We start from the raw sequence: 26,820 nt of genomic DNA, 5'->3' as shown, positions 1-26,820 counted from the left end.
ACCCATTCTACAATGTCGTATTAAAACGGTACACACTATTGTTCACCAAACAAAAACAAATGGTACAAAAGACTTACTTCAAAACAAAAGATTACGCAAAAGTAAAATTTACGCTCAGCCCGGAAAATGCTGATTCAGTTGAGATATTCGGTTTGAATAACGACTGGACAAACAGCGTTGAACTGAAAAAGAAAAAAGACGGATCATTTGCGGTTGAAGTATCGCTGCCCAAAAATTCTACACACGAATTTAAGTATCGCATCAACGGTCAGGAATGGCTGAACGAAGCAGAAGCTGACGGCGAAACCCCCAATGAATTTGGTGGAAGCAACAGCCTCATTAAGATAGACTAAGACTCCGCTTGCGGGCTCCCAGCCAGAGCGTTTTCAAACAAAACACATACAACGAAATGCTGCCACTATGCTAGTGGTGGCATTTTTTGTACGTATGCAAAGTGCTGCGGTGCTACATTGTACTGCATGGCAATTTCATGCCTGTAATGAATGGCTATTTTTTTCTATATAAACGATAGGCAAAATAGCTTAATCCGGGTATGATGATAACGCTAAACCGATCGAGGTACCGTGCCTGTGTGAGTTCGTATTCCGTCATAAACCAAGCCAGCAAACCGCTGCCAATAGCCAGTATCCAAAACACTACATGGGCTATTGGCCGTTCGTAAAAAGAAGGCTTGCGTTTGATGGTAGTATTGGGTGCAGCTGCAAGAAGTGTATTGGATGAAGACGATGAGGATACAGGATTTTTTTGTTGAGTAGCCTGCGCTGCAATCTGGGCTTCAAAAGCCTGTGCAAAATGCAAAAAAGCCTGCTTATCCCATTGATGATCGGACAACCGCAACTGATAAGGAAATCGCCTGACTGAAATGTACAGATAATTATATTGCTCCATCGACCTCGACAGATCGGAGCCCATTTTGTATGCCTGTATGTCTTGCCAGCTGAAATGCCTGACCGTTGTTTTTTTAAAAACAGGCATCCATGAAAAGGAACGAATTTGCTGCGTAATGCCCTGTGGGTGCAAGCTATAACTACAATGGCCTGCCAGCAAGCCAATAGATAGAAAAATACTGGCAAACAAAACGCCTGCACTTATCCAAATGGGAGCCCCTACAATAATGGGAAAAAACATGGCTCCCATACTGATTTGCATGATAATGAAAATGCTCAACAGAAATGGCAGCCGAAATGAACGGCTGTTAAAAACCGCAATCGGATCGGATGCTTCATTTGTGGTGTTCATACCGTAAATGTCGGAAACAACTCAACGCATTTCATACCCGCTTCATGGTATAAAAAAAGCATGGTTTTCACCATGCTTCTCCTTTCCGGTGTGTTCAAGATTATTTCTTTTTGGCCACTGCTTTTTTTGGTGCCGCTTTCTTGGCGGCTGCCTTTTTGGGGGCAGCTTTTTTTGCGGTGGCTTTTTTCTCAAAAGCATCGGGCACCTGCGCTACAATGATTGACTTCACTTCTTCTAAATCAATCACAGCAGCTTCTTCCTGGGTATACTTGCTTTTGCCGGGCTTACCCAGTTTCAGCATCTTCTTGCCGAAGCGGATGTACGGGCCCCAACGACCATTTTCAATACTGATTTTCAACTCCGGCCATTGCTGAATGTAGCGGTTCGATTCTTTCTCCACCTTGGCGGCAATGAGCTCATCGCAATCCTTCTGCGTCAGCGCATCAAAGTTGTAGCGGCGGGGCACGTTGATGTACAAATCGCCCCATTTGATGAACGGGCCAAAGCGACCTTTACCCTTCGTTACGGGTTGTCCCTGATAAGTAGCGATTGGTGCATCTGCCTGAACCTTTTCGGCTATCAAAGCTTGTGCACGGGCCATATCCACCGCCAGCGGATCTTCTCCTTTTGGCAGGCTGATGAAAACATCGCCGTGCTTTACATACGGACCAAAACGGCCAATGCCGACACTCACTTCTTTGCCGTCAAATTCACCCAATGTAAAAGGCAAACGGAACAAATCCAATGCCTCTTCGAGGGTAATGGTTTCAATACTTTGGCCGGGGCGAAGGCTGGCAAACAATGGCTTTTCTTCATCATCCACACTGCCAATTTGTATCATGGCGCCAAAGCGGCCCATGCGGGCAAAGACGGGCTTGCGGCTTTCGGGGTGTTCGCCCAAATGACGCTCCCCTGTGGCACGGTCGGCATGCTCCATGGTTTCTTCTACTTCCTTATGAAAAGGATCGTAAAAGTTGCGCACCATGCTGTTCCACTGCTGCTTGCCTTCGGCTACCTTATCAAACTCTCCTTCTACCCTGGCGGTAAAGGAATAGTCCATCACATTTTCAAAATGCTTGTTCAAAAAGTCGGTCACCACAAATCCAAGATCCGTTGGAAACAGCTTGGCTTTTTCAGCACCATAGTTTTCCATTTGCGTAGCGGAAAAAACCTTATCAGATTTCAATTTCCAAATGACTACGCTGCGTTGCTGGCCTTCGCGGTCTTCTTTTACCACATAGCCACGCTTGAGTATGGTAGAAATGGTTGGCGCATAAGTAGAAGGACGGCCAATGCCAAGTTCTTCCAGTTTCTTTACCAGCGACGCTTCTGTATAGCGGGCTGTTGGGCGTGAATATTTTTCAGCAGCCGTCATTTCCAGCAAGTCAACAGACTGGCCCACACTCAGGTTAGGCAGGCGGCCATCTTCTTGCTCGTCTTCTTCATCGGTGCCTTCGAGGTATACTTTCAAAAAGCCATCGAACTTAATGACTTCACCACTGGCAGAGAGTTCTTCGCCATTGGTGCTGATGCCAATTTTGGCCGTTGTTTTTTCCAGTTCGGCATCGGCCATTTGCGAAGCGATGGTCCGTTTCCAAATCAGGTCGTAGAGGCGGGCACCTTCTGCATCATCAATGCTGGAATGCTCCATGTACGTGGGGCGTATGGCTTCGTGTGCCTCTTGTGCACTTTCGTTTTTGTTTTTGTACTTGCGTATTTGCAAATATCTTTTACCATAGTTGTTTTCGATGGTATTGCCGATGGCGCCAAGAGCTGTATCACTCAGGTTCACACTATCGGTACGCATATAGGTAATATGACCCGCTTCGTACAACTTTTGGGCAATGAGCATGGTTTTGGCCACGCCATAACCTAGTTTGCGGCTGGCTTCCTGCTGCAAAGTGGAAGTGGTAAAAGGTGCTGCAGGCGTACGCTTGCCGGGCTTCACCACAATGTCTTTTACATTATAAGCAGCGCCAATACAGCTATTCAAGAATTTTTCTGCCAGTTGGCCGTTGGCAAAACGAGCTCCTTCAGCAGAAAAACTTACGTCTTTGCCATTAAGATCTTTGCCGGTGAAATGTGCTTTTACTACAAAAGCACTTTCAGCTTTGAATGTGTTGATTTCTCTTTCCTTATCTACAATCAGTTTTACAGCAACGCTTTGCACACGGCCGGCACTCAAGCCACCCTGGCGACCAATTTTGCGCCACAGCACCGGGCTGATTTCAAAACCCACAATGCGGTCGAGCACCCGGCGGGCCTGTTGGGCATTTACCAGGTTCATGTTTAATGTGCGGGGGTTGGCCACGGCCTTTTGAATGGCGGGCTTGGTAATTTCATGAAACACAATCCGCTTGGTGGTGGCGGGATCCAAATCGAGCACTTCACACAAGTGCCAGCTGATGCTTTCTCCTTCACGGTCCTCATCGCTTGCCAGCCAAACTTCCTCAGAAGATTTTGCCAGTTTGCGGAGTTCGCTTACCACTTTCTGTTTTTCATCCGGCACTACGTACCTTGGCTGAAAACCATGGTCAACATCAATGCCCATGTCGTCCTTTTCCAGGTCGCGGATGTGGCCGTAGCAACTCTTTACCTGAAAGTCTTTGCCCAGAAATTTTTCGATGGTTTTGGCCTTGGCCGGGCTTTCTACAATGAGTAAGTTTTTTGCCATGATGTGCGAATAGCGGGGAGTAAGTTCTATGTTAATGGGTGGAAAATTACCGGGGGTGAACCAGCGTTTTCCACGGCAATATTAGGATAGTTTGTAAAAAACAACGTCCTGCGGTTGTGAGCAGCTTACAAAACCGGAGCAGTTTACCAGCATTCGAGGATGCGTTTCCGCACTTTATTGTCGCGGTAAATGCGACTGTGGCCCAGCCCTTCCGTCACCATCAGTTCCACATGCCCGGGCAAATGCGGGATGGCGGGCTCCACATCATCAAAGGGTGTGGTATCGTCGAAGCGGTCGTGTATCCACAGCACCTGCCCCTGATGCTCCCGCAGCAGGCGGGGCAGCGAAAACCAATCCATTTTGTGACCGGCCCGCTTTTCCAGTTCCTCCACAAACAGGGCTTGCAGGTTGGCAGGCAATTGCAAAAAGCGGCTGAAGTTTTGCGTAGCCGACCGCACTTCTACCAGCGGCGCCACCAGTGCAATTTTGTTTTGCTGCTTGTGGCCGAGGGCATCCAGCGCCAGCATCAGGCTCATGCCGCCAAGGCTGTGGGCCAGGTAAGCATCAAACCCTTGGTGATGGCGAATAATATCTTCGAGCACCCATTTGTAAATGATGAGGTTGAGCCGGCTGCCATTGCTTTTACCATGGCCCGGTGCATCGTAGGCCAGCACTTCGTAGCCTTTTTTCAAAGAGGGGTAAATGTATTTTTCGAAAGACTTGCAGCTGCCGGCAAAGCCATGCACAATGAGCAGTTTTTGCCCGTTCGGCTCTTTGGGCAACCAATGATAGCCGGCCAATTGATGCTCACCCGAGTTAAGCCGCAGCCGCTTGGCTTCTTTCCAAATGGGCGGGTCTTTCCGGCGGGGCCGGGCGTAGGGCTTTTGAAACAAATCGATGGCCGAAGCCGCTGCCCAGCGGGCATTGAGCACATGCATCAGGTTAAGCTTGGCCTTGTAATATTCTACCACCAGTTTTTGCGCTGCCGTCATCCCACGTTGTGTTGCCATATCCCACAGAAGCTTTGCGCAAAGAAACAGTACTCTGAATTGCTTTACTTTGAAATGATGGAAATAGTATTGATAGGAACAGGCAATGTGGCTACGGTGCTGGCCGGCATGTTGCAGCAAGCCGGGCATCAGTTGGTACAAGTGCTGGGGCGAAATGCAGCAGCCGTCAAGCAGTTGGCCGATAAATATGAGGCTGAGGGCAGCACTGATTTTTCTGCCATCCGGCAACATGTACCATTATATATTATAGCCGTTTCCGACACGGCCTTACCCGAAGTGCTGGCACAGTTACCCAAGCTGAAAGGTTTGCTGGCACATACGGCAGGTTCGGTAAGCATGCAGGTACTGGCAACTGTATCGCCCAACCATGGCATTTTGTATCCGCTGCAAAGCCTGCGGAAAGAAGCGCCGCCCAGCGCCCCTGTGCCATTGCTCACCGATGCTTCCACGCCCGACGATCTGGCGCTGCTCGATGATGTAGCCCGCAGCCTCAGCCCCATTACGGGTCATGCCAACGATGTGCAACGCCAGTGGCTGCACATGGCTGCCATTTTTGCCAACAATTTTACCAACCTCATGTATGGGCAGGCGTACAACATTTGCGCAGCGCAGCAAGTGCCTTTTGAACTGCTGCAACCGCTGATGCAGGAAACCGTGAACCGCCTCACCAACAATGATCCGAAACAGTGGCAAACCGGCCCTGCCGCCAGAAACGATCACGGCACCATTGCCAAACACATTGCGCTGCTGCAAACACAAGATGAGAACATGGCCAAGTTGTATGAATACCTTTCGCAGCAGGTGAGCCACTGGATGCAGCACAAGTGCTGATGTTGAGAAACGGAATTTTTTGCGCCCTGTACCCCAACCAAAACAGGATTTACAAGTTATAAGCAGGCGAAGCGAAACGGCAACCCTTATTTTTGCCGCCCCAATACGAAACGAACCAATCATTATGTATACTATCCATTTCAAGTTTGAAGAAAAAGGCCTCGAACCTGTAACACTGACCAACATAGAAGCCGGTGATTCCATTTTGGAAATTGCCCTGAAAAACGACATTGAACTGCACCACAACTGTGGCGGGGTATGTGCCTGCAGCACTTGCCATGTATACGTTGAAAAAGGTGAAGATTATCTGCCGGAAATTACCGACCGTGAAGAAGATTTTATTGACCGTGCGGTGAACCCCCGCCTCAATAGCCGCCTCGGCTGCCAGTGTGTGCTGGAAGCCGGCAGTGGTACAATCGAGGTAACCGTGCCTGACCAATCACAGTTTTTGGGAGAGTAAAACAATGTGCCGGTTGGCGAATGTGCTGACAATTGTTTTCTTACCTGAGTATTCTAATTATTCATTTTCAAATTCCCCCATTCTTATATGAGCTACGAACCGCCTATTCACTGGAACGACTACGAAGACATTGCCATTAAACTCTATGAAAAGTTTGGCGATGAGTTCAACGAAGGCAAAATCTACCGCATTCGTTTTACCGATTTGTTGGAGTGGGTGTTGCAAATTCCTGGCTTTGTGGGTACCCGTGAAGAAAGTAACGAAGGCCATCTGGAAATGATTCAGAGCAGCTGGGTGTACGAGTGGAGAGATAACCAGAAATAGGATGTCGGATTTCTGATGTAGGATGGCTGATGGCTGATTTTCTGCCATCTTTACTACCAACTATCATCCACCATCTATCAACTCACCAATGAATGTACTAAGCCTTTTCCCCAACATAAAAGTGTTTGCCTTTGATGTAGACGGAGTGCTGACAGACGGCACTTTGTACCTGATGCCCGAGGGTGAAATGGTACGCCGCATGAACATCAAAGACGGCTATGCTTTGCAACTGGCGGTGAAGAAAGGCTATGAAGTCATCATCATTAGTGGTGGCCAATCGGAGTTGGTAAAAGAGCGGCTGCACAAATTGGGCATCCGTCATGTGTACATGCAGGTGCACGATAAAAAGCAGGTACTGCAAGACTTTTTGCAACAGCGTCAATACAGTTTGTCGCAAACGCTTTTTATGGGCGATGACATTCCCGATTTGGAAGTGATGCAAACAGTGGGGCTCCCCTGCTGCCCTGCCGATGCCTGCAGCGAAATACAACAAGTTAGTCTGTACATCAGTCCACAGGTTGGTGGTGCCGGAGCCGCCAGAGATGTGATAGAAAAAGTGCTCAAACTCAATGGCGATTGGGTGCATACCACGCAGGTGCAGAGCCGGTAGAAATAATTTTGCCTGCTCCCCTGCCCTCGATATTTTTACAACATGCAACTATTAGGTCATTTTTTCCGATTGCTCCGCTGGCCTAATCTGGTGTTTATCGCTATTACACAAATCCTCTTTCACTACTTCATTGTTTTACCTGCTGCCAACAGCCATGCTTTTCCATTGCATTTGCAGCAGCATTTGTTTTGGCTCATCGTAGCAGCCAGTGTGCTCATAGCTGGCGCAGGCTATATCATCAACGATTATTTCGACATCAATATTGATCAGGTAAACAAGCCCGACCGCATGGTGGTAGACCGCATCATTACCAGGCGCATGGCTATATTTTGGCACCTTGTTTTTTCTGGCATCGGCGTATTGCTGAGTGTATATGTTGGCTACAAATTGCACAATCCGCTTATTGCCATCGGCAACATACTGTGTGTAGTGCTGCTGTGGGTGTATTCTACCACCTACAAACGGAAAATGATTATTGGCAACGTACTCATTTCGCTACTCACTGCATGGGTTATTCTCATCATGTTGGTGGCTGAATTACCCGGCTGGTGGAACAGTATCATCACTGCCGCCGACACACAAGCTTCGGTAGCGAGGCTTACCCGCATTGGTGTGCTCTATGCCGCTTTTGCTTTCATTATATCGCTTATACGAGAAGTGGTAAAAGACATGGAAGACATGGAAGGCGACCGTCGGGCACAATGCAAAACATTGCCCATTGTGTATGGAGTAAATGCATCGAAAGTATTTGCCGGCACATGGCTGGCAATCCTCATTGTAATGCTCATAGTAATGCAAACCTATGTGCTCATTTTTCAGTGGTGGTATGCTTCATTGTACTTACTGATAACCGTTACAGTGCCGCTGATAATGTTATTCAAGCATTTATTTAAAGCCATCAACACTACACAATTTGCACAACTGAGCAGCAAGCTCAAGTGGATAATGTTGGGCGGTATTTGCTCTATGGTTTTCTTTATGTTGTATACCCGATAAGTTTATGAGAAGTTCACTGCCCCGCATCATCTTGGCCAGCCAATCGCCCCGCAGAAAAATGCTGCTCGAATGGGCTGAAGTAGATTTTGAAGTCATCGTAAAACATACCGATGAAATAGAAGACCCCACATTACCAATAGACCAAGTGCCTGTAGCCATAGCCCGTGAAAAAGCATTGGCTGTAAAAAAAGAACTTACCCGCTGGGATGAGAGCCGCACGGAGAACAGCAACCATTTGCCCATACTGGCGGCAGACACTATTGTAGTGCTCAACAACCATATTATTGGCAAACCTGCCAGCCGCGAAGATGCTGTACATTTTTTGCTGCAATTATCCGGACAAACACATGAAGTAATTACCGGTGTTTGCCTAATGACGGCCACCGAAACTTTTGAATTTGCTGACACCACTTCGGTTACTTTTCATGAGCTTACACAACAGCAAATAGAATACTACGTAGACAAATACGAGCCCTACGACAAAGCCGGAGCCTATGCCATTCAAGAGTGGATTGGTGTAACAGGCATTAAAAGTATTCAGGGTGATTTTTACAACGTAATGGGGCTTCCGGTGAGTCGTGTTTTACAGCTGCTAAAGGAATTGTAGCCTCGTCAGGTTTATGTACATTAGCGGAGACACACCCTATACCCGCTATGAACGAACGTTTGCTACAATTCATCTGGCAGTTTCGCTATTACAATGCGCAACAACTGCAAACTACATTACATTATCCTATAGAAGTGATTCACCCCGGTGAATGGAACACACATCAGGGAGCTGATTTTCAAAATGCAAGAATCAATATTGATGGTACGCTGTGGGCAGGTGCTGTAGAGCTGCACTTACGCACCAGCGATTGGTACAAACACGGGCATCATCACGATGACCGTTATGCAAAAATTATTTTGCATGTGGTGTACGAACATGATGTGCCAGACTGGCCGGCGGAGGTTCCTGTTTTAGCGTTGCGCAATCGTATTTCGGGCATGATGCTGCAGCAATACAGCAGCTGGATGAGTAGCCAGCAAGCCATACCCTGTGGCACACAAGCTTCAGCGGTGCCCTCTCTCATTTGGCAAAACTGGCTCGACCGGTTGCTGGCAGAAAGATTGCAGGAAAAAACAAACCGCGTTGCCAAACACATTCAGCAAACACAACAGCATTGGGAAGAAGTGTGCTGGCGCATGATCAGCCGGGCTATGGGTGGTGCTGTCAATGGCGAAAGCTTTGAACAAATGGCGTCATCTATTTCTGTAAACATTTTAGCGAAGCACAAAAACCAGATTCACCAACTGGAAGCGTTGCTCTTAGGTCAGGCAGGTTTGTTGCATAAACACATGACCGATAAGTATGCACAAATGTTGTACAAAGAGTATCAGTTTTTACAGCAGAAATATCAGCTGCGGGTCATTCAACAGCCGCCCTCCTTTTTAAGAATGCGGCCAGTCAATTTTCCTACCATCCGATTGGCACAGCTGGCCATGCTCATTCATCGGAGCAGCCATTTGTTTTCGCAACTGCTGGAGGCAAATGAACTCAAACAAATTCACCAGTTGTTTGATGTAACAGCCAACGATTATTGGCAAACCCATTTTAAACCCGACCACGAAAGTGATGCACAGCCAAAGACACTCGGCAAGCAGGCTATCGATAGTGTTGTGATAAATGCTATTGCGCCGCTATTGTATGCTTATGGCAAAGCTTTGAATCAACCCGCACAAACCGAAAAAGCATTGGGTTTTCTGCAAGCAACTGCTGCCGAAAAAAATACGTTCATGACCGCTTTTGCTGCCATGAACGTACCTATCGAAAATGCCTATACTTCGCAAGCCTTACTACAACTGCGCAAACAATATTGCGATGCCCGACGCTGCCTCGAGTGTGCCGTGGGTAATCGCTTATTGCGCAGCGAAGCCCTTAGCCCCACTGGTAGCTAATCGCCTGCTCCAGATCGGGGTGCAGGCTACGGGCCACCGGGCATGCATTACCTGCAGCTTCCAGTATTTGGCGGTCCTTATCGCTCAGGTCGAGTGCTGGCAGTTTTACCCACACTTCCATTTTTACAATGCGGCGCGGAGGTTCTTTGCTCATGTGTTTTTGCACATCTACAGTTGTACCTTCCAGCTCTATGCCCATATCAGTTGCCTTGATGGCCATAGTTGTAATGAGGCAAAGACCAAGAGAAGTAGCCGTCAAATCGGTGGGCGAAAACCTTTCTCCTTTTCCCCTGTTATCTGTTGGTGCATCGGTTTCCAAACCCGATCCACTCTGATTATGCACAGCTGTGCACCTTAACGCTCCATTGTAAATTAACGATGCGGTCATACCTTATTTTTGGGCTAAATTTACTGTTACCTACAACACTAATACATGGTCATTTCAAAATTGATTCCCGCCTCACTTTGTTGCCTGCTTTCTTTAGCTTCTCTTTCGCTGTTAGCACAAGACACCAACGAAGGCTCAGACAGAAAGTCGAGACAGGCCAAGCAACAGGCCCGCAGAGACAAGGTGAATCAAATGGCCAAGGCCGAAGAAGAAGGTGCCATCATATACCATAAGGAATGGGTACTTGGCGGCAAGTTGTACAACGATGGTTTGGCAGCCCATTTTCAAAAGGCGAAAATGAAATCCAATTACAAATCACATTGGTACCTGGTAGAAGTAGGTGTAAGAAAGGCCAACAATGAATACAAGATTGGCAGCGAAAACATTAGCATTGGTTTTGCTTTAACCCGCCCATACATTTATGCAAAGCAAAACGTGTTTATGCAAACTAAAATTGGCTTTGGACAACAATATTTAATTGGTGGCAAAGGCAATAAAAACGGGGTTGCTGTAATGGCCATTTACGGTGGCGGTTTATCGCTCGGTTTGCTCAAACCATATTACATCGAAAAATTTGATGTTGCCAACAATGAGCTTATCAAAATAAACTGGATGGGTGGAGCTAACCGCACAGATACGCTGTTTTTAGACCAATCGGTACAGGGTACCAGCGCCGGTTTTTTCAAAGGTTTTAATGAGTTGAAATTCAGACCCGGTGTGTTTGCCAAAACCGGTTTACGATTCGACTATGGCCGCTACAACGAAATGGTGAGTGCCATTGAATGTGGCGTAAACGTAGAGTTCTACCCACAGGAAATGCCCATTATGGTAGACAATCCCGCCAAACGCTTTTTTGCCAACATATACGTAGGCATAGAATTTGGCCGGCGGAAATAACCTTTTGCACAGGATGCTGTTTATTCAGCAACTATTACCTTGCACAAATTATGAGTTGTATTACACAGGATCAATCCGTAGAAAAAATAAAAAAACCATCGTGGCTGCGTGTAAAACTGCCCATTGGCGAAAGTTACAGGCATGTGAGAGGATTGGTAGACAATCATAAACTGCATACCATTTGCGAAAGCGGCAATTGCCCTAACATGGGCGAATGCTGGGGTGCAGGCACTGCCACATTTATGATTTTGGGAAATACCTGTACCCGCAGCTGTGGCTTTTGTGCCGTAGCTACCGGCCGACCCGACCCCGTAGATTGGGACGAACCACAACGGGTGGCCGAAGCCATTCATCTCATGAAAGTGAAGCATGCAGTTATCACTTCGGTAGACCGTGATGAAATACCCGACGGAGGCAGCATCATTTGGTACAACACCATCAAAGCGGTAAAAACCCTCAATCCGGAAACCACGCTGGAAACGTTGATTCCGGATTTTAAAGGAGAAACAGAAAATATTTTGCGGGTAGCCGAAGCTGCACCAGAAGTGATTAGCCATAATATTGAAACGGTAGAACGCCTCACCCGTCAGGTGCGCATTCAGGCCAAGTACTGGCGCAGTATGGAAGTATTGCGTACACTTAAGCAGGCAGGCATCCGTACCAAGAGTGGCATTATGCTGGGCCTTGGTGAAAGCATGGATGAAGTGAAGCAAACCATGGAAGACCTGCGCAATGTAAATGTGGATGTTATCACCATTGGTCAATACCTGCAACCCACCAGCCGCCACCTGCCAGTCGATCGTTTTGTGCACCCTGATGAGTTTGGCATGCTTCGTGAGTTTGGCTACGAACTGGGCTTCGACTATGTAGAAAGCGGCCCGCTGGTACGCAGCAGCTACCACAGCGAAAACCACGTGATAGCAGGCTATGGCCGTAATGCATGGATGCAAGAAAAAAAGGCTGAAGTAGTTTCAGCATAAATAAATAAAAACATTAATGATACAGCAGGCACCCGCAATGGGTGCTTTGCTATTTTTAGGCCATGAAGCAATTAATGGTTCTTGCGGTACTGCTCAGCACTACCCTTTTTGCAAATGCACAACTCACCTGGCAAAATGTAGATTCAGCTTTCGGGCCATTGCCCAAAGGCGTACATGTATACCGCACCAATACGGCATTGGCTGGCAAACCCAACATTGCGTATTACATCGAACTACCACTGAAAAACAAACAGCTTTCATTTGATGCCCTTACGGGAAATGGAAAAAGGTTTACCCCTACCCAATACTTCGAACAGCATGCCTCGCCACTGGTGGTAGCCAACTGCACTTTCTTTTCTTTTGCCAACAATGCCAACCTGAACATGGTGGTAAGCAACGGACAATTGAAAGCGTACAACACCCCTGCGGTAAAAATGGGTAAAGACAGTTCCCGATACTACTACATTACCCGCAGTGCCATTGGCATCGGCAAAAAACGAAAAGCAGATGTAGCCTGGACTTATACAGATACGGCACTGCGCTACGCTTATGCATGGATACAACCCAGTGTGGCCACGGGCAACCTTGCCGATCCTTCTCTGCAAGATGTAATAACAGCCAATGCCAGCTTGCCCAAGCCTGTTAAATGGAAAATGCGAACAGCTGTAGGCGGTGGTCCTGTTGTGCTGGAAGCCGGGGCAGTAAAAGTGTACAACAAGGAAGAACGCATGTTTGTAACAGGCCTGCAAGACAAGCATCCCCGCACTGCCATGGGTTATACCCGTGATGGACGTCTGATTATTTTAGCGGTAGAAGGCCGTAACCCCGGCATTGCCGAAGGCGCCACCTTGGAACAATTAGGCCACATGTTGCTGCAAGCCGGCTGTGTAGAAGGCCTCAATCTCGATGGTGGTGGCAGCAGCTGCTTACTAATCAACGGAAAAACTACCATAAAACCATCCGACAAAGAAGGCCAACGGCCGGTACCAGCTGTGTTTGTGGTTACAACTACAAGCTATTAGTTGATCTGACTATTGCACATCACTCATATCCTGAGGTACTTTGGCACAGATTTTGGGATAACTATTGCGAGTTTAAGGTTAAAACATTAAATTCGTTGTTCCAACGTCAAATCCCCACACGGATATGAAAAATATAATACCCCTTGCAGCCCTCATGGCTGCATTATTTTTTGTCGGATGTCAGAAGTTCGATGGCAATCAGGACTCGAAGCTATACGTATATCTCACAGATAACGCCATACTTGCAGATGAGGTAAACGTAGAAATACAAGGCGTTAAAGTAAAATACAAAGGCACCGTAGAACCTGCGAGTAGCACCAACCCGGGCAGCAGCGAAGATTGGGTTTGGCTGGATGTAAATGAAGGCGTATACAATCTTCTGAACTTCACCAACGGACGTAAAACACTGCTGGCAGTAGGCGGCGTACCCGGTGCCAACATAAAAGAAATGCGGTTTGTGCTGGGCAAAAACAATACAATAAAATTTGATGGACAAACCTATCCTATGACATTGGAAGCAGGCAATGAGTTTGGCTATAAAATAGATGTGGTGAAAAAAATGGGAATCCCCCGGGATTCTATCACCATTGATTTTGATGCAGCATTATCAGTAATTGAAGTTGGTGTACATCAATACAAACTGGTACCGCATTTGGTAGTAAAATAATGACAACGGATAACCCTTTCTAATAAAAGCGGGGCATTCATTAACAATGAATAGCCCCGCTTTCTTATGGTAAATGTGCTATGTTATTTCTTTTCCCAAACCAACGCACTGGCACCTAATATTGCCGCATCGCTTTCTTTGAGCAGGCTAAATACAAGCTTCACTTTATTGCGGAAAATGGGCAGCAGGTTTTCTTCCATATGGGTGCGTACAGGCTTCATAATTAAGTCGCCTGCCTTGGTGGGTCCGCCAAATAGAACAATGGCTTCGGGCGAAGAAAACATCACAAAATTGGCCAGAGCCATGCCCAGAATTTTACCGGTGTACTCGAATACTTCAATAGCAATTTCGTCGCCTTGCATAGCGCATTCGTACACATGGTAGCTTTCCAGCTCTTCCACCGGCACATTGCGCAGCAGAGAAGTTTTGTTGTGGTGCTTCTCCAGCAACTCCAATGCTGTAAGCCTTATGCCCGTAGCAGAAGCATACGCTTCCAGCGATCCATGAGCACCTGTTCCCCAGTGCAAACGCCCATCAGGTATGATGATGGTATGGCCGAGTTCGCCGGCAAAACCATCGTGGCCGTAAATCAATTGACCATTTGCCACAATGCCGCTACCCACACCTGTGCCCAACGTAATCATGATAAAATCTTTCATACCACGGGCCGCTCCATACATCATTTCGCCTACGGCTGCAGCATTGGCATCATTGGTGAGGCTGGCATCGAGGCCAAACCTGGCAGCAATCATATCTGCCAATGGAATCACTCCTTTCCAGGGCAGGTTGGGTGCATACTCTACCGTTCCTTTGTAATAGTTGCCATTTGGAGCTCCTACCCCAATGCCTTTGATTTCTGTAACGCCGCCTACCGAATCGATAGCTGGTAAAATGGCTTCGTACAAGGCATCTATAAACTTATCAACCGACTTATGTTTTTTGGTACTGATAGCACCGCGATAAAAAATATCGCCACGTGTATCAACCAAACCAAACTTGGTATTGGTACCACCTATATCGATACCGATGGCATATTGTTGCGATTTATCGATGGTACTACTGTCGTTCAAATTACCGGATTGCTTTGCCAAGGTTCCTAAAATTAATGGTGAACATTTAATGTGATGCCGCAACAGTTTGATCGAAATCGAGCCCCTGCTTTTTCAGCACACTTTTCAGTTTGAGTGCAAGGAAGGCGAGGAATGCAAAGCAGGCTGCAGCAACCAAATAAGAATTATGCAAACCTACAGCACCATCACCTACGGCACCCTGCAAAGGTGGAATAATGGCGCCACCCAGAATCATCATGATAAGCAAAGCCGACCCTTCGCTGGTGTATTTGCCCAAACCACCCACACCCAGCGAGAAGATACAAGGCCACATAATGGAGCAGCACAAACCACCGGCGATGAATGCAAATACAGAAACCAAACCGGTAGTGAACACACCCACCAACATGGCAATGGTAGCGAGGATAGACAAGGTGAGCAATGTTTTCACTGGCTTCTCTTCGCCATAGAAGAAAGCAGCTACGGCAATGGCAATACAGATAGCGTATGGCAGCAGATTGCCCACTTCATTGCCATACAAAACGTTTACACCCAGCACCACGCCAAATGCAATAAATGGCACTACAATGGTGGCAATTTTTTTGGCTGTTTTACCCAGGTTGAAAACACTGATGGCACCCGTCCAGCGACCGATCATAAGGCTACCCCAATACAGCGAAATGTATTGAGAAATTTCACTTTCATCCAAGCCTGTTTCGTTGAAATAACCCGGTGTTTTTAGCAAGGCACCAAAGTTGTTGTCGATGGTTACTTCTACACCAACGTATACAAAAATGCCAATCATGCCATAAATGAGTTGAGGATACTTCATGGCACCCCAACCATCGGGGCTTTTGTTGGCAGCACCATTGCTTATAAACAATACAGCGATAATGAGCACAAACGTAGCCAACAACAATGGCAGTTTAGAAATCTCAGTAAATGTGCCCAGCAAAATGATACCCAAAATACCAATCGTCATTACCACCAACGAACCCGATGCTTTGCTGGCTTTTTCAAAAGGCTCATCGTTTTTGCCATCGGGCAATTTGGAAAATAAAAAGAACAAGGCAACGGCAGCAAACACACCCGCTACAATGAGGTATAAATTATTGATATTGGTAACAGTTACATCTTGCTTTGCACCAATACCACCAAACAGAAAAAAGCTAACGATGATGGGCCCCAGTGTTGTACCCAACGAATTGACACCTCCGCCAAGGTTGAGGCGATGCGAACCGGTAGCTGGATCGCCGAGGCTAATGGCAAAAGGCTGTGCACAGGTTTGCTGCAGCGAAAAGCCCAATGCTACAATAAACAATGAGCCCAGAATAGCATAGTAAGAATTAGCGTTGGCTGAAGGAATGATGAGTAAAGCACCTACAACAGAAATAAAAAGCCCGTAGATAATGCCCCGCTTGTAACCTATTTTGTTTACAATGTCGGTGCCAATCAAATTAGACACTACAAAAAGAATAAGTGACCCAACAAAATAGGCAATGTAAAAAGCTGAACCGAGCAACTGCGATTCAAACTGTGTCAATTCAAAATGAGTTTTACAAAAAGGAATAAGAATACTGTTGGAAGCGGCGATAAATCCCCAAAAAAAGAACACCATAACAAGTGTTCCCAACGCACTGTAATTAGTTGGTTTTGCTGTTTGATTCATAAGGCATCGATTAAATAAGAAGAGGCGTAAATGTAGCCGCTTTTGCAACGCAGAAAAATTTTTTAAGATGGGCTGCACAATGGCAATCTTAGCCTAAATTGTCGGGCCAAGTGTGGTCAATTATTAATAAAATAATTAAGTAGAATAATCTGGATTTTACCAGGCCATTTACAAATGCCTCAATCATGGAAATAGTACACATAAGTGCCGAATGCTACCCCGTAGCCAAAGCCGGCGGGCTGGGCGATGTAGTGGGAGCTTTGCCAAAATACCAACAGCAGTTAGGGCATTTAGCAAAAGTGGTAATGCCCATGTACCGCAGCAAATATTTATACAACCATGAGTGGGAGCTGGTACACGAAAGCGGCACCTACCTGGGCAATACCTGGTTTCGCTACGCCGTCATCAAAGAAAAAACCAATGAGCTGGGTTTTGATTTGTACCTGCTCGACATCAACGGATTGCTCGACCGCGAAAAAGTATATGGGTACGATGATGATACGGAACGCTTCACCGCATTTCAAATAGCCGTGGTGCATTGGCTGGCTACTTGGGAGCACCGTCCCGATGTGGTGCATGTACACGACCACCATACTGGCCTTATCCCCTTCATGATGAAATATTGCTACGCTTATCAGTCTTTGCGTAGCATTAAAACAGTTTTTACCATACACAATGGCCAGTATCAGGGTTGGATGGGTTGGAACAAAAGCCATTACCTGCCCAGTTTCGACAATTGGAAAAGCGGCATGCTCGAATGGAAAGACAGCATCAATGCTTTGGCAGCAGCCGTGAAGTGTGCCGATAAAGTAACGACGGTGAGCCAGAGCTACATGGAAGAATTGCGTATTCAGGCCAATGGATTAGAAGATTTGTTTGAATACGAAAAAGGCAAATGCTCCGGAATCCTCAACGGTATTGATACTGAAGTTTGGGACCCGGAAACCGATCCACTCCTCCCCTACAATTATGGCATTGCTGATGTAGTAGAAGGCAAAGAACTGAACAAGAAATCTGTTTGCCAGCATTTTGGCCTCGATGCAGATAAGCCATTGTTCATTTTCATTGGCCGATTGGTAGGTGAAAAAGCAGCTGAAATTCTTCCATCGGCTATTGGTGAAGCCGCAGCGGAATTCAATGGTGCCCTGAATTTTATTGTGCTCGGCAGTGGCGATCCCAAACTGGAATATGAACTGCAGGCATTGCAGGAACTCATACCCAATCAGATGAGTTGTTACATTGGCTACAACGAAAAACTGGCACACCAGTTGTATGCCGCTGCCGACTTTTTGCTGATGCCCAGCCGGGTAGAACCTTGTGGCCTCAACCAAATGTATGCGTTGCGCTATGGAACCGTGCCCATGGTTCGCAATACCGGCGGTCTTCGGGATACGGTGATAGACATTGGCGCCCCCAATTTTACCGGTTACGGTTTGGTATTTGAACATCCGTCTGTTGGCGATTTAAAACATGCCATTCATCGGGCTGCCTCGTGGTATTTTGAAAAGCCCGACATCTTATTGGCAGCAAGGCAAAAAATGATGGCCATCGACAACAGCTGGACAAAAAGTGCAGCAGCTTATATCGACCTTTACAAATCATAATTGAATAGAACAACGAACATCAATACTCACCTTATAAACTCATTACAATGGCAAAATCAACGGTTGCAGTTATCTTAGGTGGTGGCGCAGGAACCCGGCTTTATCCGCTGACGGCTACCCGAAGCAAACCCGCCGTACCAATTGCGGGCAAGTACAGACTGGTAGATATTCCCATCAGCAACTGTATCAACAGCAGCATAAACCGCATCTGGGTGCTTACACAGTTCAATAGTGCTTCGCTCAATAAGCACATTAAAAACACATATCAGTTCAGCCAGTTTAGCAGCGGCTTTGTAGATATTTTAGCTGCAGAACAAACGCCCGACAACCCAGGTTGGTTTCAGGGAACGGCCGATGCCGTACGCCAAAGCCTTCGCCATATTCAGCAGCACGAATCGGAGTATGTGCTTATCCTCAGCGGCGACCAATTGTATCAGATGGACTTTCAGGAAATGATTGACAAGCATGCCCAATCTGGTGCCGAAATCTCCATTGCTACCATACCCGTTTCAGACCGCGATGCTTCGGAATTTGGAATTATGAAAGTGGATGAAAACGGCGAAATTTCTGCATTCATTGAAAAGCCCAAAAAGGATATTTTACACGAATGGATAAGTGATACTGGAGACGAAATGAAGGCGCAGGGACGTAACTACCTCGCCTCCATGGGCATTTACATTTTCAACAAAAAACTACTGTTCGATCTGCTGTTAGAGGAGTACGAAAAATCAACCGACTTTGGTAAAGAAATCATGCCACAGTCTATTGAGAAGTATAAAGTAATGTCTTACCAATACGATGGCTATTGGACAGACATTGGTAACATTTATTCCTTCTTCGAGGCCAACCTGGCATTAACAGATGAAATTCCGCCTTTCAACCTGTACGATAAAAAGAACATTGTGTACACCCGTGCCCGCATGTTGCCTCCGGCAAAAATCAGCGGCACCACTTTAGAAAAAACAATCATCGCCGAAGCCAGCATCATTAATGCCAGCCGCATAGAAAATAGTGTGATTGGCATCCGGAGCCGCATTGGCCACGGTACCACTATTGTAAGCTGCTACATGATGGGGGCCGATTATTTTGAAACCCTGCAGGAAATTGAAGCATCTAAGCGAACTGGCAAACCCAACATCGGAGTTGGTGAACGCTGCTACCTTAAAAACTGCATCATAGACAAAAACTGCCGCATTGGTGATGATGTAAGAATTATTGGAGGTAGCCATTTAGAAGCAGCCGACCATGCTTTGTACACCGTGAAAGATGGCATAGTGGTATTGAAGAAAAACGCAGTTATTCCAAGCGGCTTCCAATTAATGTAAAGTACAGATGTACATACAACGCCTTGCATTAAAAAAGACCTGCCAGTCAGGTCTTTTTTAATGCAAGAAATAGTTTGTGTAAAAAATACACATTTACAAAAAAATGCTACATTGCGTAGCCGCTTTTAGGTACATTCATTTTAAACAACGATTGCATATGGCAGCTCCTGTCGCTTCTTCTTCGTCGGGCTCGTCGAGCCTCAAACCCATGCTCAATTTTTGGAGCATCTGGAACATCAGCTTTGGTTTTTTAGGTGTGCAAATTGGCTATTCATTGCAAAATGCCAACACCAGCCGCATCCTCTCTGCTATTGGTGCCGACCCGCATCATTTGAGTTTGTTTTGGCTGGCAGCACCGGTAGCGGGGTTGATTGTGCAACCCATTGTTGGTCTTTCCAGTGATAAAACATGGACCCGCCTCGGCCGTCGTATTCCATTCATTTTAGGCGGAGCCATTGTATCGGCAGCCGCCATGTTCTTCATGCCGAATTCTGAAAAATTTGCTTCCCTTTTAGCACCGCTCATCTTCGGAGCTACCATGCTCTTGTTGATGGATACTTCTTTCAACGTAACCATGCAACCCTTCCGGGCATTGGTGAGTGACATGGTGCCCGATAAGCAACGCAACCGCGGTTATGCCATTCAGAGCTTCCTCATCAATTTTGGTGCAGTGGTGGGTTCGCTACTTCCATTTATACTTACCAGCCTTGGCGTGGCCAATGAGCCGGGCGAAGGAGAAAAAGTAGCGCCTACCGTTATCTGGTCTTTTTATTTTGGTGGCGCTGCCTTGCTGCTTACCGTACTTTGGACATCGCTGCGTACAAAAGAATATCCACCTGCTGAGTATGCCAAATACAACAATATATCTGAAGCAGATCAGGCAGAAAAAGTAAGTTTCCTTCAACTGCTGAAAAACATTCCACCCACCATGATGCAATTAGCTGTAACGCAGTTCTTCTCATGGTTTGCATTGTTTTTAATGTGGGTGTACACTACCAACGGCATTGCCCAAAGCATATGGGGCACTACTGATGCGAAGAGTGCTGCCTTCAACGAAGCAGGCAACTGGACAGGTGTGATTTTCGCAGCTTACAGTGTATTTGCAGCACTGTTCTCTTTGGTGCTTACTCCATTGGCCGATAAGTTTGGCCGTCGCAATACCTATGCCCTTTCATTGCTGGCCGGTGGCATTGGTTTGGTATCAATGATGTTCATCAGCAATAAGTATGTGTTGTTTGCATCCATGATTGGTGTAGGCATTTCATGGGCAGCCATCCTTGCCATGCCATATGCTATTCTTTCATCATCATTACCTCCCAAGCAAACGGGTGTGTACATGGGTATTTTCAACGCCACTATTACTATTCCGCAAATTGTAGCTGGCCTCATTGGCGGATTGGCATTAACCGCTTTAGGCGGCAATGCCATTTATGTGATTGGCCTTGCGGGTGCTTCTATGCTCATTGCCGGAGTAATGGCAAGGGTAGTTATCAAAGCAAAAGATTAATTAACCAAACGCTTATACAATGAACATGAAAAAGATAACGAGTCTGCTGTGTGTGTTGCTGTTGCTCTCATGGCAAGCCTTTGCACAAAAAGCACAGCTATACCCTACACACTGGTGGACGGGCATGAAATGGAATCAGGTGCAACTCTTGATTCATCAGGAAGGCATCAATGCATCGGCAGCTACAGTGCAGCTTCAATACCCGGGCGTTACTATCAAAAAAGTAACCCGTGCTGAAAGTCCCAACTATCTGGTGGTAGACATCAGTATTGCGGCTACTGCCAAGCCCGGTGTACTGAATTTTAAAGTAAAAAGTGCAGGCAAAACACAAACCATCCCTTTTACCCTGAAAGCCAGAACCGGCAAATCGGGTAAAGATTTTGCACATGGCGTTACCTCACAAGATTTGGTGTACCTCATTATGCCCGATCGTTTTGCCAATGGCGATGCCAGCAACGACCGCATCCCCGGATACAAGGATACCATTTGCGACCGCAGCAATCCTTCGGCACATCATGGTGGCGATATTCAGGGTGTCATCAATAATATTGGTTATCTGAAAGACATGGGCGTTACCTCCATTTGGATGTGCCCCGTTACTGAAAACGACATGCCATGGAAGCAAGAGCCGGCTGGTGCCATTAGTGGTTATCATGGCTATTGGATTACCAACCACTACGCCATCGACAAACGCTACGGCGGTGCCGATGCCTATAAAAAACTGGTGCGTACTGCTCATGCACAAGGCATGAAAATTATTCAGGATGCCGTGTACAATCATGTGGGTGATGAACACTTCCTGTTTAAGGACAAGCCGTTTGCCGACATGTTCAACAACTGGCCTGCATACACGGGCAGCAACCACCGCGAAGAAGCCTTGTTTGGTGCTTATGCCAGCCAGGCCGATAAAAAAGTAATGCTGGAAGGTTGGTTTACACCGCACCTGCCCGATCTGAATTTGCGCAATCCTTACATGGCCAATTTCATGATTCAAAATGCCATTTGGAGCACTGAAGAATTCATGCTCGATGGCTGGCGGGTAGATACATACAAGTACTGCGATGAGCAATTCATGAACAATGTGAATGCAGCGCTGCTGAAAGAATATCCGACCCTCAGCATTTTTGGCGAAGCTTGGGCCAACTCTGTTCCGGGCAGTGCCTACTTTACCAAAAACAACATGCAGGTGCCTTTTAAACACAACCTGCCGGGCACCACTGATTTCCCCATGCAAAGCGCCATGTTGAGTGCCATCAACCAACCATTTGGCTGGACAGAAGGACTGAACAAATTAATGATGACGCTGAGTCAGGATGTGTTGTATCAGGACCCCAAACTGAATTGCATCTTCCTCGACAACCACGACGTAGACCGTTTTATGACCATGATTGGTGGCGATGAAAAAAAGTATTACATGGGCATTGGCCTGCTGCTCACACAGCGTGGTATTCCACAATTGTACTTTGGCACTGAGATACAAATGAAGAATGATGATGTACAGGGCGATGGTAAAAAACGGAATGATTTTCCCGGTGGCTTTGCAGGTGATGCGCAGAATAAATTTGTAGCGAGTGGAAGAAACGCTGCTGAAAATGCCGCTTATGAGTACGTAAAAAAACTCGCCAATTTCCGCAAGCAATCAAAGGCATTGACACTGGGCAGCACTACCGATTTCTTACCACAGGATGGCGTGTATGTGTACTTCCGCAAGCATGGCAATGAAACGGTGATGTGTATCATCAACCAAAACCAGCAAGACAAAACCATTGCGCTGAACCGCTTTGCAGAAATGACAGGAAACTATCAGCAAGCCACGAACGTGATAACTGGCAGCAACGCCGTATTGCAAGGCGAATGGCGCATTCCTGCACAAACCATGTGGGTGATGCAACTCAAATAATGCCATTTAAGTAGCATATAATAAGGGAACGATTTGGTATCGTTCCCTTTGTTATTAATACACGAGAATGTTTACAAAACCGTATTCCAAAACACCCGCTGTCGTTCTTCTTCTGTGCCCCATTCAAATACTTTCCGCACCTGATCCATCAGTTCTTTCCGGTTAACCTTGGTGGTTTTTCCGGAAGGAATTTTCAGCTCGTTCATCTTCGGCTCTACTAATTCTACTTTCGTAGCAAACCAGGTAATGTAGTAGCGGGGAAAAGCCAAACCTAAAATCATACCGGGCAAACCATTGTACAATTCCGGGCCACCCGGCACTGCTATCTGATCAGTATAAAATGCAACTACATACAAGGAATCGAAAAACTTACCTACAGCCTTTCGGCAATCAAAACCTGCAATGGTGCGGGTTTCGTCGGTAATGCGCCATTCGATATTCAAGGCACTATCCTGCACCAAAAACTTTTTTTCAAACACTTGCTTGTAGGCGGTTGATTGCATGGCCATCAGGTTGTGCAAAACCACATCTTCTTCCCCTCCGGATGAACCCCAGAAGTCTTTCCATTTATCATCGGGCACTTCACGGCCACGTCTGTAAAAAGTTTTCGTACTATCAAACATTAAATCGTAATACTGTACCCGATATGGTGGAAGTCGGTCCTTCAGTTCACGGGTCCATGCATTGTCTTCAATCCACTTGTGCATGTTTGTTTTTTTCTCAAACTCAATTTTGCCGGTCGACAAAAAACGGGTTTGTGCCAATGTCGGCAGCAACATGCAGCTGAGCATTACAGTGAGTAAGCTGTGTTTTATAGCAGTTCTAGATAGCATATTGAATGTTGATGCTGTGAATAATGAATGTGATTACCAGTTGTCTTCTTCCGCTTTTTGCGGGCCTTTGTTAAACGACCAGCTAAACGTAACCATCCAGTAGCGGCGAATGACATCGTAGGTTCTTTCTGACACAAAGTTGGAGCTGATGTTTCTTCTGAAACCGATGTTTTGATTCAGCAGGTCTCTTACGCTAAAGCCCATCTTTACATCCTTCTTCTTGAAAATCTTTTTCTCAACAGAAGCATTCCAGATAAAAGCATTGTTGTTTTGATCAAACACCGATGTACGCTGGCGCCAGTTGTAGTCAAAGTCGGTATTGAATACAATTTTCGCAGGCAAATCAATATTGGCCGACATGCCTACAACACCGGTCCAGTAGGTGGTATTGATATCAGGACGAATAGAGCTTTTGCTACTGTTGTAGGTGAAGCGCTGATTGAAACTCAGGTCGTATTTATCGTCTTTAGACTTACGCAGGTTATACCCAAATTCTAAAGCTGTAGAGTTGGTGCGGTTTTCGATGCCGTTTACAAAATTGGTGAAGCGGTTGATGCTCGGGTCGAAGCTCAAATCAACTTGAATATCGGGCTTTTTAATTTTGAAGTTATATCCCATGTAAGCGCCAAAACTGTAGTTGCCGTTCACGTTCACCGTTTGCGAAGTGCGTTTGCCAAATGCATCCACTACATCTTTTGTACTAAAGGCATTGCTGGTAGGATTGAACCACGCTCCCATCCACATGCCTGTATTCGACAGTACTTTCCAGAAGTTGTAGTTGAGAGAAAAGCGATGATTGAATGACTGCAGTAAGTTGGGGTTACCAATTTGAATGTTAAGCGGATCATTGTTGTCAGCTACAGGTTGCAACTGGTTGGCCGATGGTGCCTGTGTGCTACCATTGTACGAAAGGCGAACACGGCTATACTGTCCTAGTTTGTAGGATGCTTCGGCACGGGGAAAGAAGTTGGTGAAGTTGTAATGACGGGTGGTATCTCTGAAACGATCATCCTGACGCCAATCGGTAAATGCGACATCGCCACCGAAGCCAAACTGAAAGAGCTTGCCGCTGTAGCGATAGCCGGCACCTGTGCGGTTTGTAATCGTCTTAAATTTAAAGTCGTTAGAAAACACACTATCCAAATCATCGTATTTACCAGCCAGTTTATTATAGCTCAACCGCTGCTGATTGCTCACACTTTGGTTAATGCCATAATTGATTTCAAGAATACCTTTTTTACCAATGGGCTCTGAGTAAGCCAATCTTGCATTCACCGCATTAGAACGGGTGGTATTGAGTTTTTTCTGATCAATAGTGTCTTTGCTATACAAGCCCGATGCATTGTAAAATTCGTTGTAGGTTAGCAGCAATCCATCGGAGTTATTGTCGCTGTACTGATTGCCCAAATTGGCAGAGAAGGTTCTGCCCTTCTTTTTAAACTTGAGCTTGTACAATGCTGTTCCGTTGAACTGTGCCTGCGTACCAGCACCTTGTGTAGTACGATCACTTTTATTCACCGGCAACTGCTTGCCCGTGAGTGCTTCGCTAAATGTGCGGCTGTAGTTGCTGCTTTCGCCATAGCTGCCATTCAAGTCGAACGTGATGGATTGCATGCTATCGATAAACAACTCCGAACGAATGAGGCCTTTATGCCGCCAACGACTGGCTTCGTTTTGTGCCCGCTGGTTATTGAAGAATTGCGTGTCGGGCAAAATGTTTTGCGTGGTATTGTAGGAGTTGGCAACTGTTTTAATTTTTTGATACCTGTATGCACCGGTTACATTGCTTCGGTTTTCATTCCACTTGTTGGCGTAGCTGGTACCAAGCGTCCAGCTGCTGGGCAAGCCTTCGCCATAGTAACCGCCCGTGCCGCCAAATTCATCGCCACTGCTCCACATCATTACACTGCCATCATCACCTACTTGCGTTTGTGTACTCATATTGCCACCAAACTGGCTCTCTTCGCTCCAGCCCAACGAGTTGTTGTTGGTGTTGGCCATAATGCCATACACACTCAACTTTCGTTTGTCTTTAAAAGCATTGAGCATGGCCTGGTTTTCCCATCGGTTGGGCAAACCTCCCGCCAGTTTTACTTTACCGAAATAGCCTTTCTTAAATTCGTCTTTCAGTTTCAGGTTGATGGTCTTTTGCGTTTGCCCATCATCTACACCAGTGAATGTTGCCTGATCACTTTTTTTGTCAAACACCTGCACTTCTTTTACTGCCAACGCCTGCAAATTGCGGGTGGCCAGTGTTGGGTCATCGCCAAAAAACTCATCGCCATCCACCAACACTTTCTGCACTTTTTGACCTTGCGCCGTTATCTCACCTTTCTGGTTGACACTCAGGCCGGGCAAGCGTTTCAGCAAATCTTCCACGGTGGCACCTTCCCTTGTTTTAAAGCTATCTGCCACAAAAGCAAGAGTGTCTCCTTTCATACGAACGGCACTGCCACGTACCACAACGGTTTGCAGCAATACAGCCTTCGTTATCATGTTTACAAGACCCAAATCCTGCGATGATTGCAGGTCTACAAAATCGGCATAGTCGGCATAGCCAGGATAACTGATGAGCAAAATGTACTTGCCCTGTACCGGGACGGGCAAACGAAATTTGCCGTCGGGCGTGGAGCGTACAAATTTCAGCAGCACAGAATCTTTTGCCCTGAGCAAGGCAATGGTGGCTTTGGAGAGTTGTATGTTTTCGGAAGTATCGCTAACCGTACCGGTTAGTTCAATGTTTTGGGCTACAGCAGAAAAGGCAAAGAATAACAATGCCAGCAGCAGTTTGGCTTTTATCATAGGTTGGTGTGTTGGTGCAAGGGCGCTGTACAAACGCCTTTGCGCCGACTAAAGTATATGACTAAAACCTTCGT

Annotated in this window: 24 protein-coding genes; 16 read left to right on the top strand and 8 right to left on the bottom strand. The window is 46.5% G+C overall.

The window, feature by feature from the left end; genetic code table 11:
- The first annotated feature begins 59 nt into the window (after positions 1-59).
- Entirely contained in the window at positions 60-353 is a 294-nt protein-coding gene (locus V7Q13_RS01385) for an isoamylase early set domain-containing protein (RefSeq protein WP_333798888.1), read from the top strand.
- A 154-nt stretch (positions 354-507) separates the two neighbouring features.
- On the opposite strand, the gene V7Q13_RS01380 is transcribed toward V7Q13_RS01385, so the two are convergent.
- The 3 genes from V7Q13_RS01380 to V7Q13_RS01370 all read right to left on the bottom strand — a co-directional run bounded on the left by V7Q13_RS01380 (position 508) and on the right by V7Q13_RS01370 (position 4,944).
- Positions 508-1,260, bottom strand: coding sequence for a hypothetical protein (locus V7Q13_RS01380; protein WP_333798887.1), 753 nt, complete (start codon positions 1,258-1,260; stop codon positions 508-510).
- 100 nt (positions 1,261-1,360) lie between these two features.
- Positions 1,361-3,934, bottom strand: coding sequence for a type I DNA topoisomerase (topA, locus tag V7Q13_RS01375; protein ID WP_333798886.1), 2,574 nt, complete (start codon positions 3,932-3,934; stop codon positions 1,361-1,363).
- Between the two features lie 143 nt (positions 3,935-4,077).
- Complete coding sequence (locus tag V7Q13_RS01370) at positions 4,078-4,944, bottom strand: alpha/beta hydrolase (RefSeq protein ID WP_333798885.1); 867 nt, start codon at positions 4,942-4,944, stop codon at positions 4,078-4,080.
- Positions 4,945-4,998: 54 nt separating this feature from the next.
- Between V7Q13_RS01370 and V7Q13_RS01365 the strand changes: the two genes are divergently transcribed.
- From V7Q13_RS01365 to V7Q13_RS01335, 7 genes are all read left to right on the top strand, one after another.
- Positions 4,999-5,775, top strand: coding sequence for a Rossmann-like and DUF2520 domain-containing protein (locus V7Q13_RS01365; RefSeq protein ID WP_333798884.1), 777 nt, complete (start codon positions 4,999-5,001; stop codon positions 5,773-5,775).
- Positions 5,776-5,899: 124 nt separating this feature from the next.
- Positions 5,900-6,235 carry a 2Fe-2S iron-sulfur cluster-binding protein gene (locus tag V7Q13_RS01360; protein WP_333798883.1) on the top strand — a complete coding sequence of 112 codons (336 nt, stop codon included), beginning with the start codon at positions 5,900-5,902 and terminating at the stop codon, positions 6,233-6,235.
- Between the two features lie 87 nt (positions 6,236-6,322).
- A complete protein-coding gene (gene iscX / locus V7Q13_RS01355) occupies positions 6,323-6,559 on the top strand; it encodes a Fe-S cluster assembly protein IscX (protein ID WP_157477966.1) in 237 nt (78 codons plus the stop codon).
- An 88-nt stretch (positions 6,560-6,647) separates the two neighbouring features.
- Entirely contained in the window at positions 6,648-7,169 is a 522-nt protein-coding gene (locus tag V7Q13_RS01350) for a KdsC family phosphatase (RefSeq protein WP_333798882.1), read from the top strand.
- Positions 7,170-7,211: 42 nt separating this feature from the next.
- The gene (locus V7Q13_RS01345) at positions 7,212-8,165 is read left to right on the top strand and encodes a geranylgeranylglycerol-phosphate geranylgeranyltransferase (protein ID WP_333798881.1); all 954 of its coding nucleotides are present in this window, start codon (positions 7,212-7,214) and stop codon (positions 8,163-8,165) included.
- Between the two features lie 4 nt (positions 8,166-8,169).
- A complete protein-coding gene (locus V7Q13_RS01340; protein WP_333798880.1) occupies positions 8,170-8,772 on the top strand; it encodes a Maf family protein in 603 nt (200 codons plus the stop codon).
- A 47-nt stretch (positions 8,773-8,819) separates the two neighbouring features.
- Positions 8,820-10,103 carry a DUF2851 family protein gene (locus tag V7Q13_RS01335; RefSeq protein WP_333798879.1) on the top strand — a complete coding sequence of 428 codons (1,284 nt, stop codon included), beginning with the start codon at positions 8,820-8,822 and terminating at the stop codon, positions 10,101-10,103.
- Here V7Q13_RS01335 and V7Q13_RS01330 read toward each other — a convergent pair.
- Positions 10,084-10,491 (bottom strand): OsmC family protein, encoded by a 408-nt coding sequence (locus V7Q13_RS01330; protein WP_333798878.1) that lies wholly within the window; start codon positions 10,489-10,491, stop codon positions 10,084-10,086. The two genes, V7Q13_RS01335 and V7Q13_RS01330, sit on opposite strands and share 20 nt — an antisense overlap.
- A 45-nt stretch (positions 10,492-10,536) precedes the next feature.
- Here V7Q13_RS01330 and V7Q13_RS01325 point away from each other — a divergent pair, with 45 nt between their 5' ends.
- The 4 genes from V7Q13_RS01325 to V7Q13_RS01310 all read left to right on the top strand — a co-directional run bounded on the left by V7Q13_RS01325 (position 10,537) and on the right by V7Q13_RS01310 (position 14,057).
- Positions 10,537-11,388: a hypothetical protein gene (locus V7Q13_RS01325; protein ID WP_333798877.1), complete on the top strand. Its 852-nt coding sequence runs from the start codon at positions 10,537-10,539 to the stop codon at positions 11,386-11,388.
- Positions 11,389-11,438: 50 nt separating this feature from the next.
- Positions 11,439-12,368 (top strand): lipoyl synthase, encoded by a 930-nt coding sequence (gene lipA / locus V7Q13_RS01320; protein ID WP_333798876.1) that lies wholly within the window; start codon positions 11,439-11,441, stop codon positions 12,366-12,368.
- 62 nt (positions 12,369-12,430) lie between these two features.
- A complete protein-coding gene (locus V7Q13_RS01315) occupies positions 12,431-13,390 on the top strand; it encodes a phosphodiester glycosidase family protein (protein ID WP_333798875.1) in 960 nt (319 codons plus the stop codon).
- 124 nt (positions 13,391-13,514) lie between these two features.
- Positions 13,515-14,057 (top strand): DUF4382 domain-containing protein, encoded by a 543-nt coding sequence (locus tag V7Q13_RS01310; RefSeq protein WP_333798874.1) that lies wholly within the window; start codon positions 13,515-13,517, stop codon positions 14,055-14,057.
- Between the two features lie 83 nt (positions 14,058-14,140).
- Here V7Q13_RS01310 and V7Q13_RS01305 read toward each other — a convergent pair whose 3' ends face one another.
- Positions 14,141-15,148, bottom strand: a complete 1,008-nt coding sequence (locus tag V7Q13_RS01305; protein WP_333798873.1) for an ROK family protein — start codon at positions 15,146-15,148, stop codon at positions 14,141-14,143.
- A gap of 25 nt (positions 15,149-15,173) precedes the next feature.
- On the bottom strand, positions 15,174-16,775 hold the full coding sequence (locus V7Q13_RS01300; protein ID WP_333798872.1) for an MFS transporter: 1,602 nt from the start codon (positions 16,773-16,775) through the stop codon (positions 15,174-15,176).
- 185 nt (positions 16,776-16,960) lie between these two features.
- On the opposite strand from V7Q13_RS01300, the gene V7Q13_RS01295 reads away from it, so the two are divergent.
- The 4 genes from V7Q13_RS01295 to V7Q13_RS01280 all read left to right on the top strand — a co-directional run bounded on the left by V7Q13_RS01295 (position 16,961) and on the right by V7Q13_RS01280 (position 23,111).
- Positions 16,961-18,379: a glycogen synthase gene (locus tag V7Q13_RS01295; protein ID WP_333798871.1), complete on the top strand. Its 1,419-nt coding sequence runs from the start codon at positions 16,961-16,963 to the stop codon at positions 18,377-18,379.
- Between the two features lie 47 nt (positions 18,380-18,426).
- Entirely contained in the window at positions 18,427-19,704 is a 1,278-nt protein-coding gene (locus V7Q13_RS01290; protein WP_333798870.1) for a glucose-1-phosphate adenylyltransferase, read from the top strand.
- Between the two features lie 157 nt (positions 19,705-19,861).
- Positions 19,862-21,211 carry an SLC45 family MFS transporter gene (locus tag V7Q13_RS01285; RefSeq protein ID WP_333798869.1) on the top strand — a complete coding sequence of 450 codons (1,350 nt, stop codon included), beginning with the start codon at positions 19,862-19,864 and terminating at the stop codon, positions 21,209-21,211.
- Positions 21,212-21,236: 25 nt separating this feature from the next.
- A complete protein-coding gene (locus V7Q13_RS01280; RefSeq protein ID WP_333798868.1) occupies positions 21,237-23,111 on the top strand; it encodes an alpha-amylase family glycosyl hydrolase in 1,875 nt (624 codons plus the stop codon).
- A gap of 71 nt (positions 23,112-23,182) precedes the next feature.
- Here the strand turns inward: V7Q13_RS01280 and V7Q13_RS01275 are convergent, their stop codons facing one another.
- Positions 23,183-23,944, bottom strand: a complete 762-nt coding sequence (locus V7Q13_RS01275; protein ID WP_333798867.1) for a GLPGLI family protein — start codon at positions 23,942-23,944, stop codon at positions 23,183-23,185.
- Between the two features lie 33 nt (positions 23,945-23,977).
- Positions 23,978-26,746 carry an outer membrane beta-barrel protein gene (locus V7Q13_RS01270; protein WP_333798866.1) on the bottom strand — a complete coding sequence of 923 codons (2,769 nt, stop codon included), beginning with the start codon at positions 26,744-26,746 and terminating at the stop codon, positions 23,978-23,980.
- Positions 26,747-26,820 lie beyond the last annotated feature (74 nt).

This window comes from Phnomibacter sp., from assembly GCF_036803085.1.
In the GTDB taxonomy this organism is placed as follows: domain Bacteria; phylum Bacteroidota; class Bacteroidia; order Chitinophagales; family Chitinophagaceae; genus Phnomibacter.
The sequence above is the reverse complement of the archived record's forward strand: the minus strand, read 5'-3'. Positions and strand labels throughout refer to the sequence as shown.

Coding starts and splice junctions, on each gene's coding strand:
- V7Q13_RS01385 (WP_333798888.1), top strand. CDS start 60: ATGGTACAAAAGACTTACTTCAAAACAAAAGATTACGCAAAAGTAAAA.
- V7Q13_RS01380 (WP_333798887.1), bottom strand. CDS start 1,260: ATGAACACCACAAATGAAGCATCCGATCCGATTGCGGTTTTTAACAGC.
- topA (WP_333798886.1), bottom strand. CDS start 3,934: ATGGCAAAAAACTTACTCATTGTAGAAAGCCCGGCCAAGGCCAAAACC.
- V7Q13_RS01370 (WP_333798885.1), bottom strand. CDS start 4,944: ATGGCAACACAACGTGGGATGACGGCAGCGCAAAAACTGGTGGTAGAA.
- V7Q13_RS01365 (WP_333798884.1), top strand. CDS start 4,999: ATGATGGAAATAGTATTGATAGGAACAGGCAATGTGGCTACGGTGCTG.
- V7Q13_RS01360 (WP_333798883.1), top strand. CDS start 5,900: ATGTATACTATCCATTTCAAGTTTGAAGAAAAAGGCCTCGAACCTGTA.
- iscX (WP_157477966.1), top strand. CDS start 6,323: ATGAGCTACGAACCGCCTATTCACTGGAACGACTACGAAGACATTGCC.
- V7Q13_RS01350 (WP_333798882.1), top strand. CDS start 6,648: ATGAATGTACTAAGCCTTTTCCCCAACATAAAAGTGTTTGCCTTTGAT.
- V7Q13_RS01345 (WP_333798881.1), top strand. CDS start 7,212: ATGCAACTATTAGGTCATTTTTTCCGATTGCTCCGCTGGCCTAATCTG.
- V7Q13_RS01340 (WP_333798880.1), top strand. CDS start 8,170: ATGAGAAGTTCACTGCCCCGCATCATCTTGGCCAGCCAATCGCCCCGC.
- V7Q13_RS01335 (WP_333798879.1), top strand. CDS start 8,820: ATGAACGAACGTTTGCTACAATTCATCTGGCAGTTTCGCTATTACAAT.
- V7Q13_RS01330 (WP_333798878.1), bottom strand. CDS start 10,491: ATGACCGCATCGTTAATTTACAATGGAGCGTTAAGGTGCACAGCTGTG.
- V7Q13_RS01325 (WP_333798877.1), top strand. CDS start 10,537: ATGGTCATTTCAAAATTGATTCCCGCCTCACTTTGTTGCCTGCTTTCT.
- lipA (WP_333798876.1), top strand. CDS start 11,439: ATGAGTTGTATTACACAGGATCAATCCGTAGAAAAAATAAAAAAACCA.
- V7Q13_RS01315 (WP_333798875.1), top strand. CDS start 12,431: ATGAAGCAATTAATGGTTCTTGCGGTACTGCTCAGCACTACCCTTTTT.
- V7Q13_RS01310 (WP_333798874.1), top strand. CDS start 13,515: ATGAAAAATATAATACCCCTTGCAGCCCTCATGGCTGCATTATTTTTT.
- V7Q13_RS01300 (WP_333798872.1), bottom strand. CDS start 16,775: ATGAATCAAACAGCAAAACCAACTAATTACAGTGCGTTGGGAACACTT.
- V7Q13_RS01295 (WP_333798871.1), top strand. CDS start 16,961: ATGGAAATAGTACACATAAGTGCCGAATGCTACCCCGTAGCCAAAGCC.
- V7Q13_RS01290 (WP_333798870.1), top strand. CDS start 18,427: ATGGCAAAATCAACGGTTGCAGTTATCTTAGGTGGTGGCGCAGGAACC.
- V7Q13_RS01285 (WP_333798869.1), top strand. CDS start 19,862: ATGGCAGCTCCTGTCGCTTCTTCTTCGTCGGGCTCGTCGAGCCTCAAA.
- V7Q13_RS01280 (WP_333798868.1), top strand. CDS start 21,237: ATGAAAAAGATAACGAGTCTGCTGTGTGTGTTGCTGTTGCTCTCATGG.
- V7Q13_RS01275 (WP_333798867.1), bottom strand. CDS start 23,944: ATGCTATCTAGAACTGCTATAAAACACAGCTTACTCACTGTAATGCTC.
- V7Q13_RS01270 (WP_333798866.1), bottom strand. CDS start 26,746: ATGATAAAAGCCAAACTGCTGCTGGCATTGTTATTCTTTGCCTTTTCT.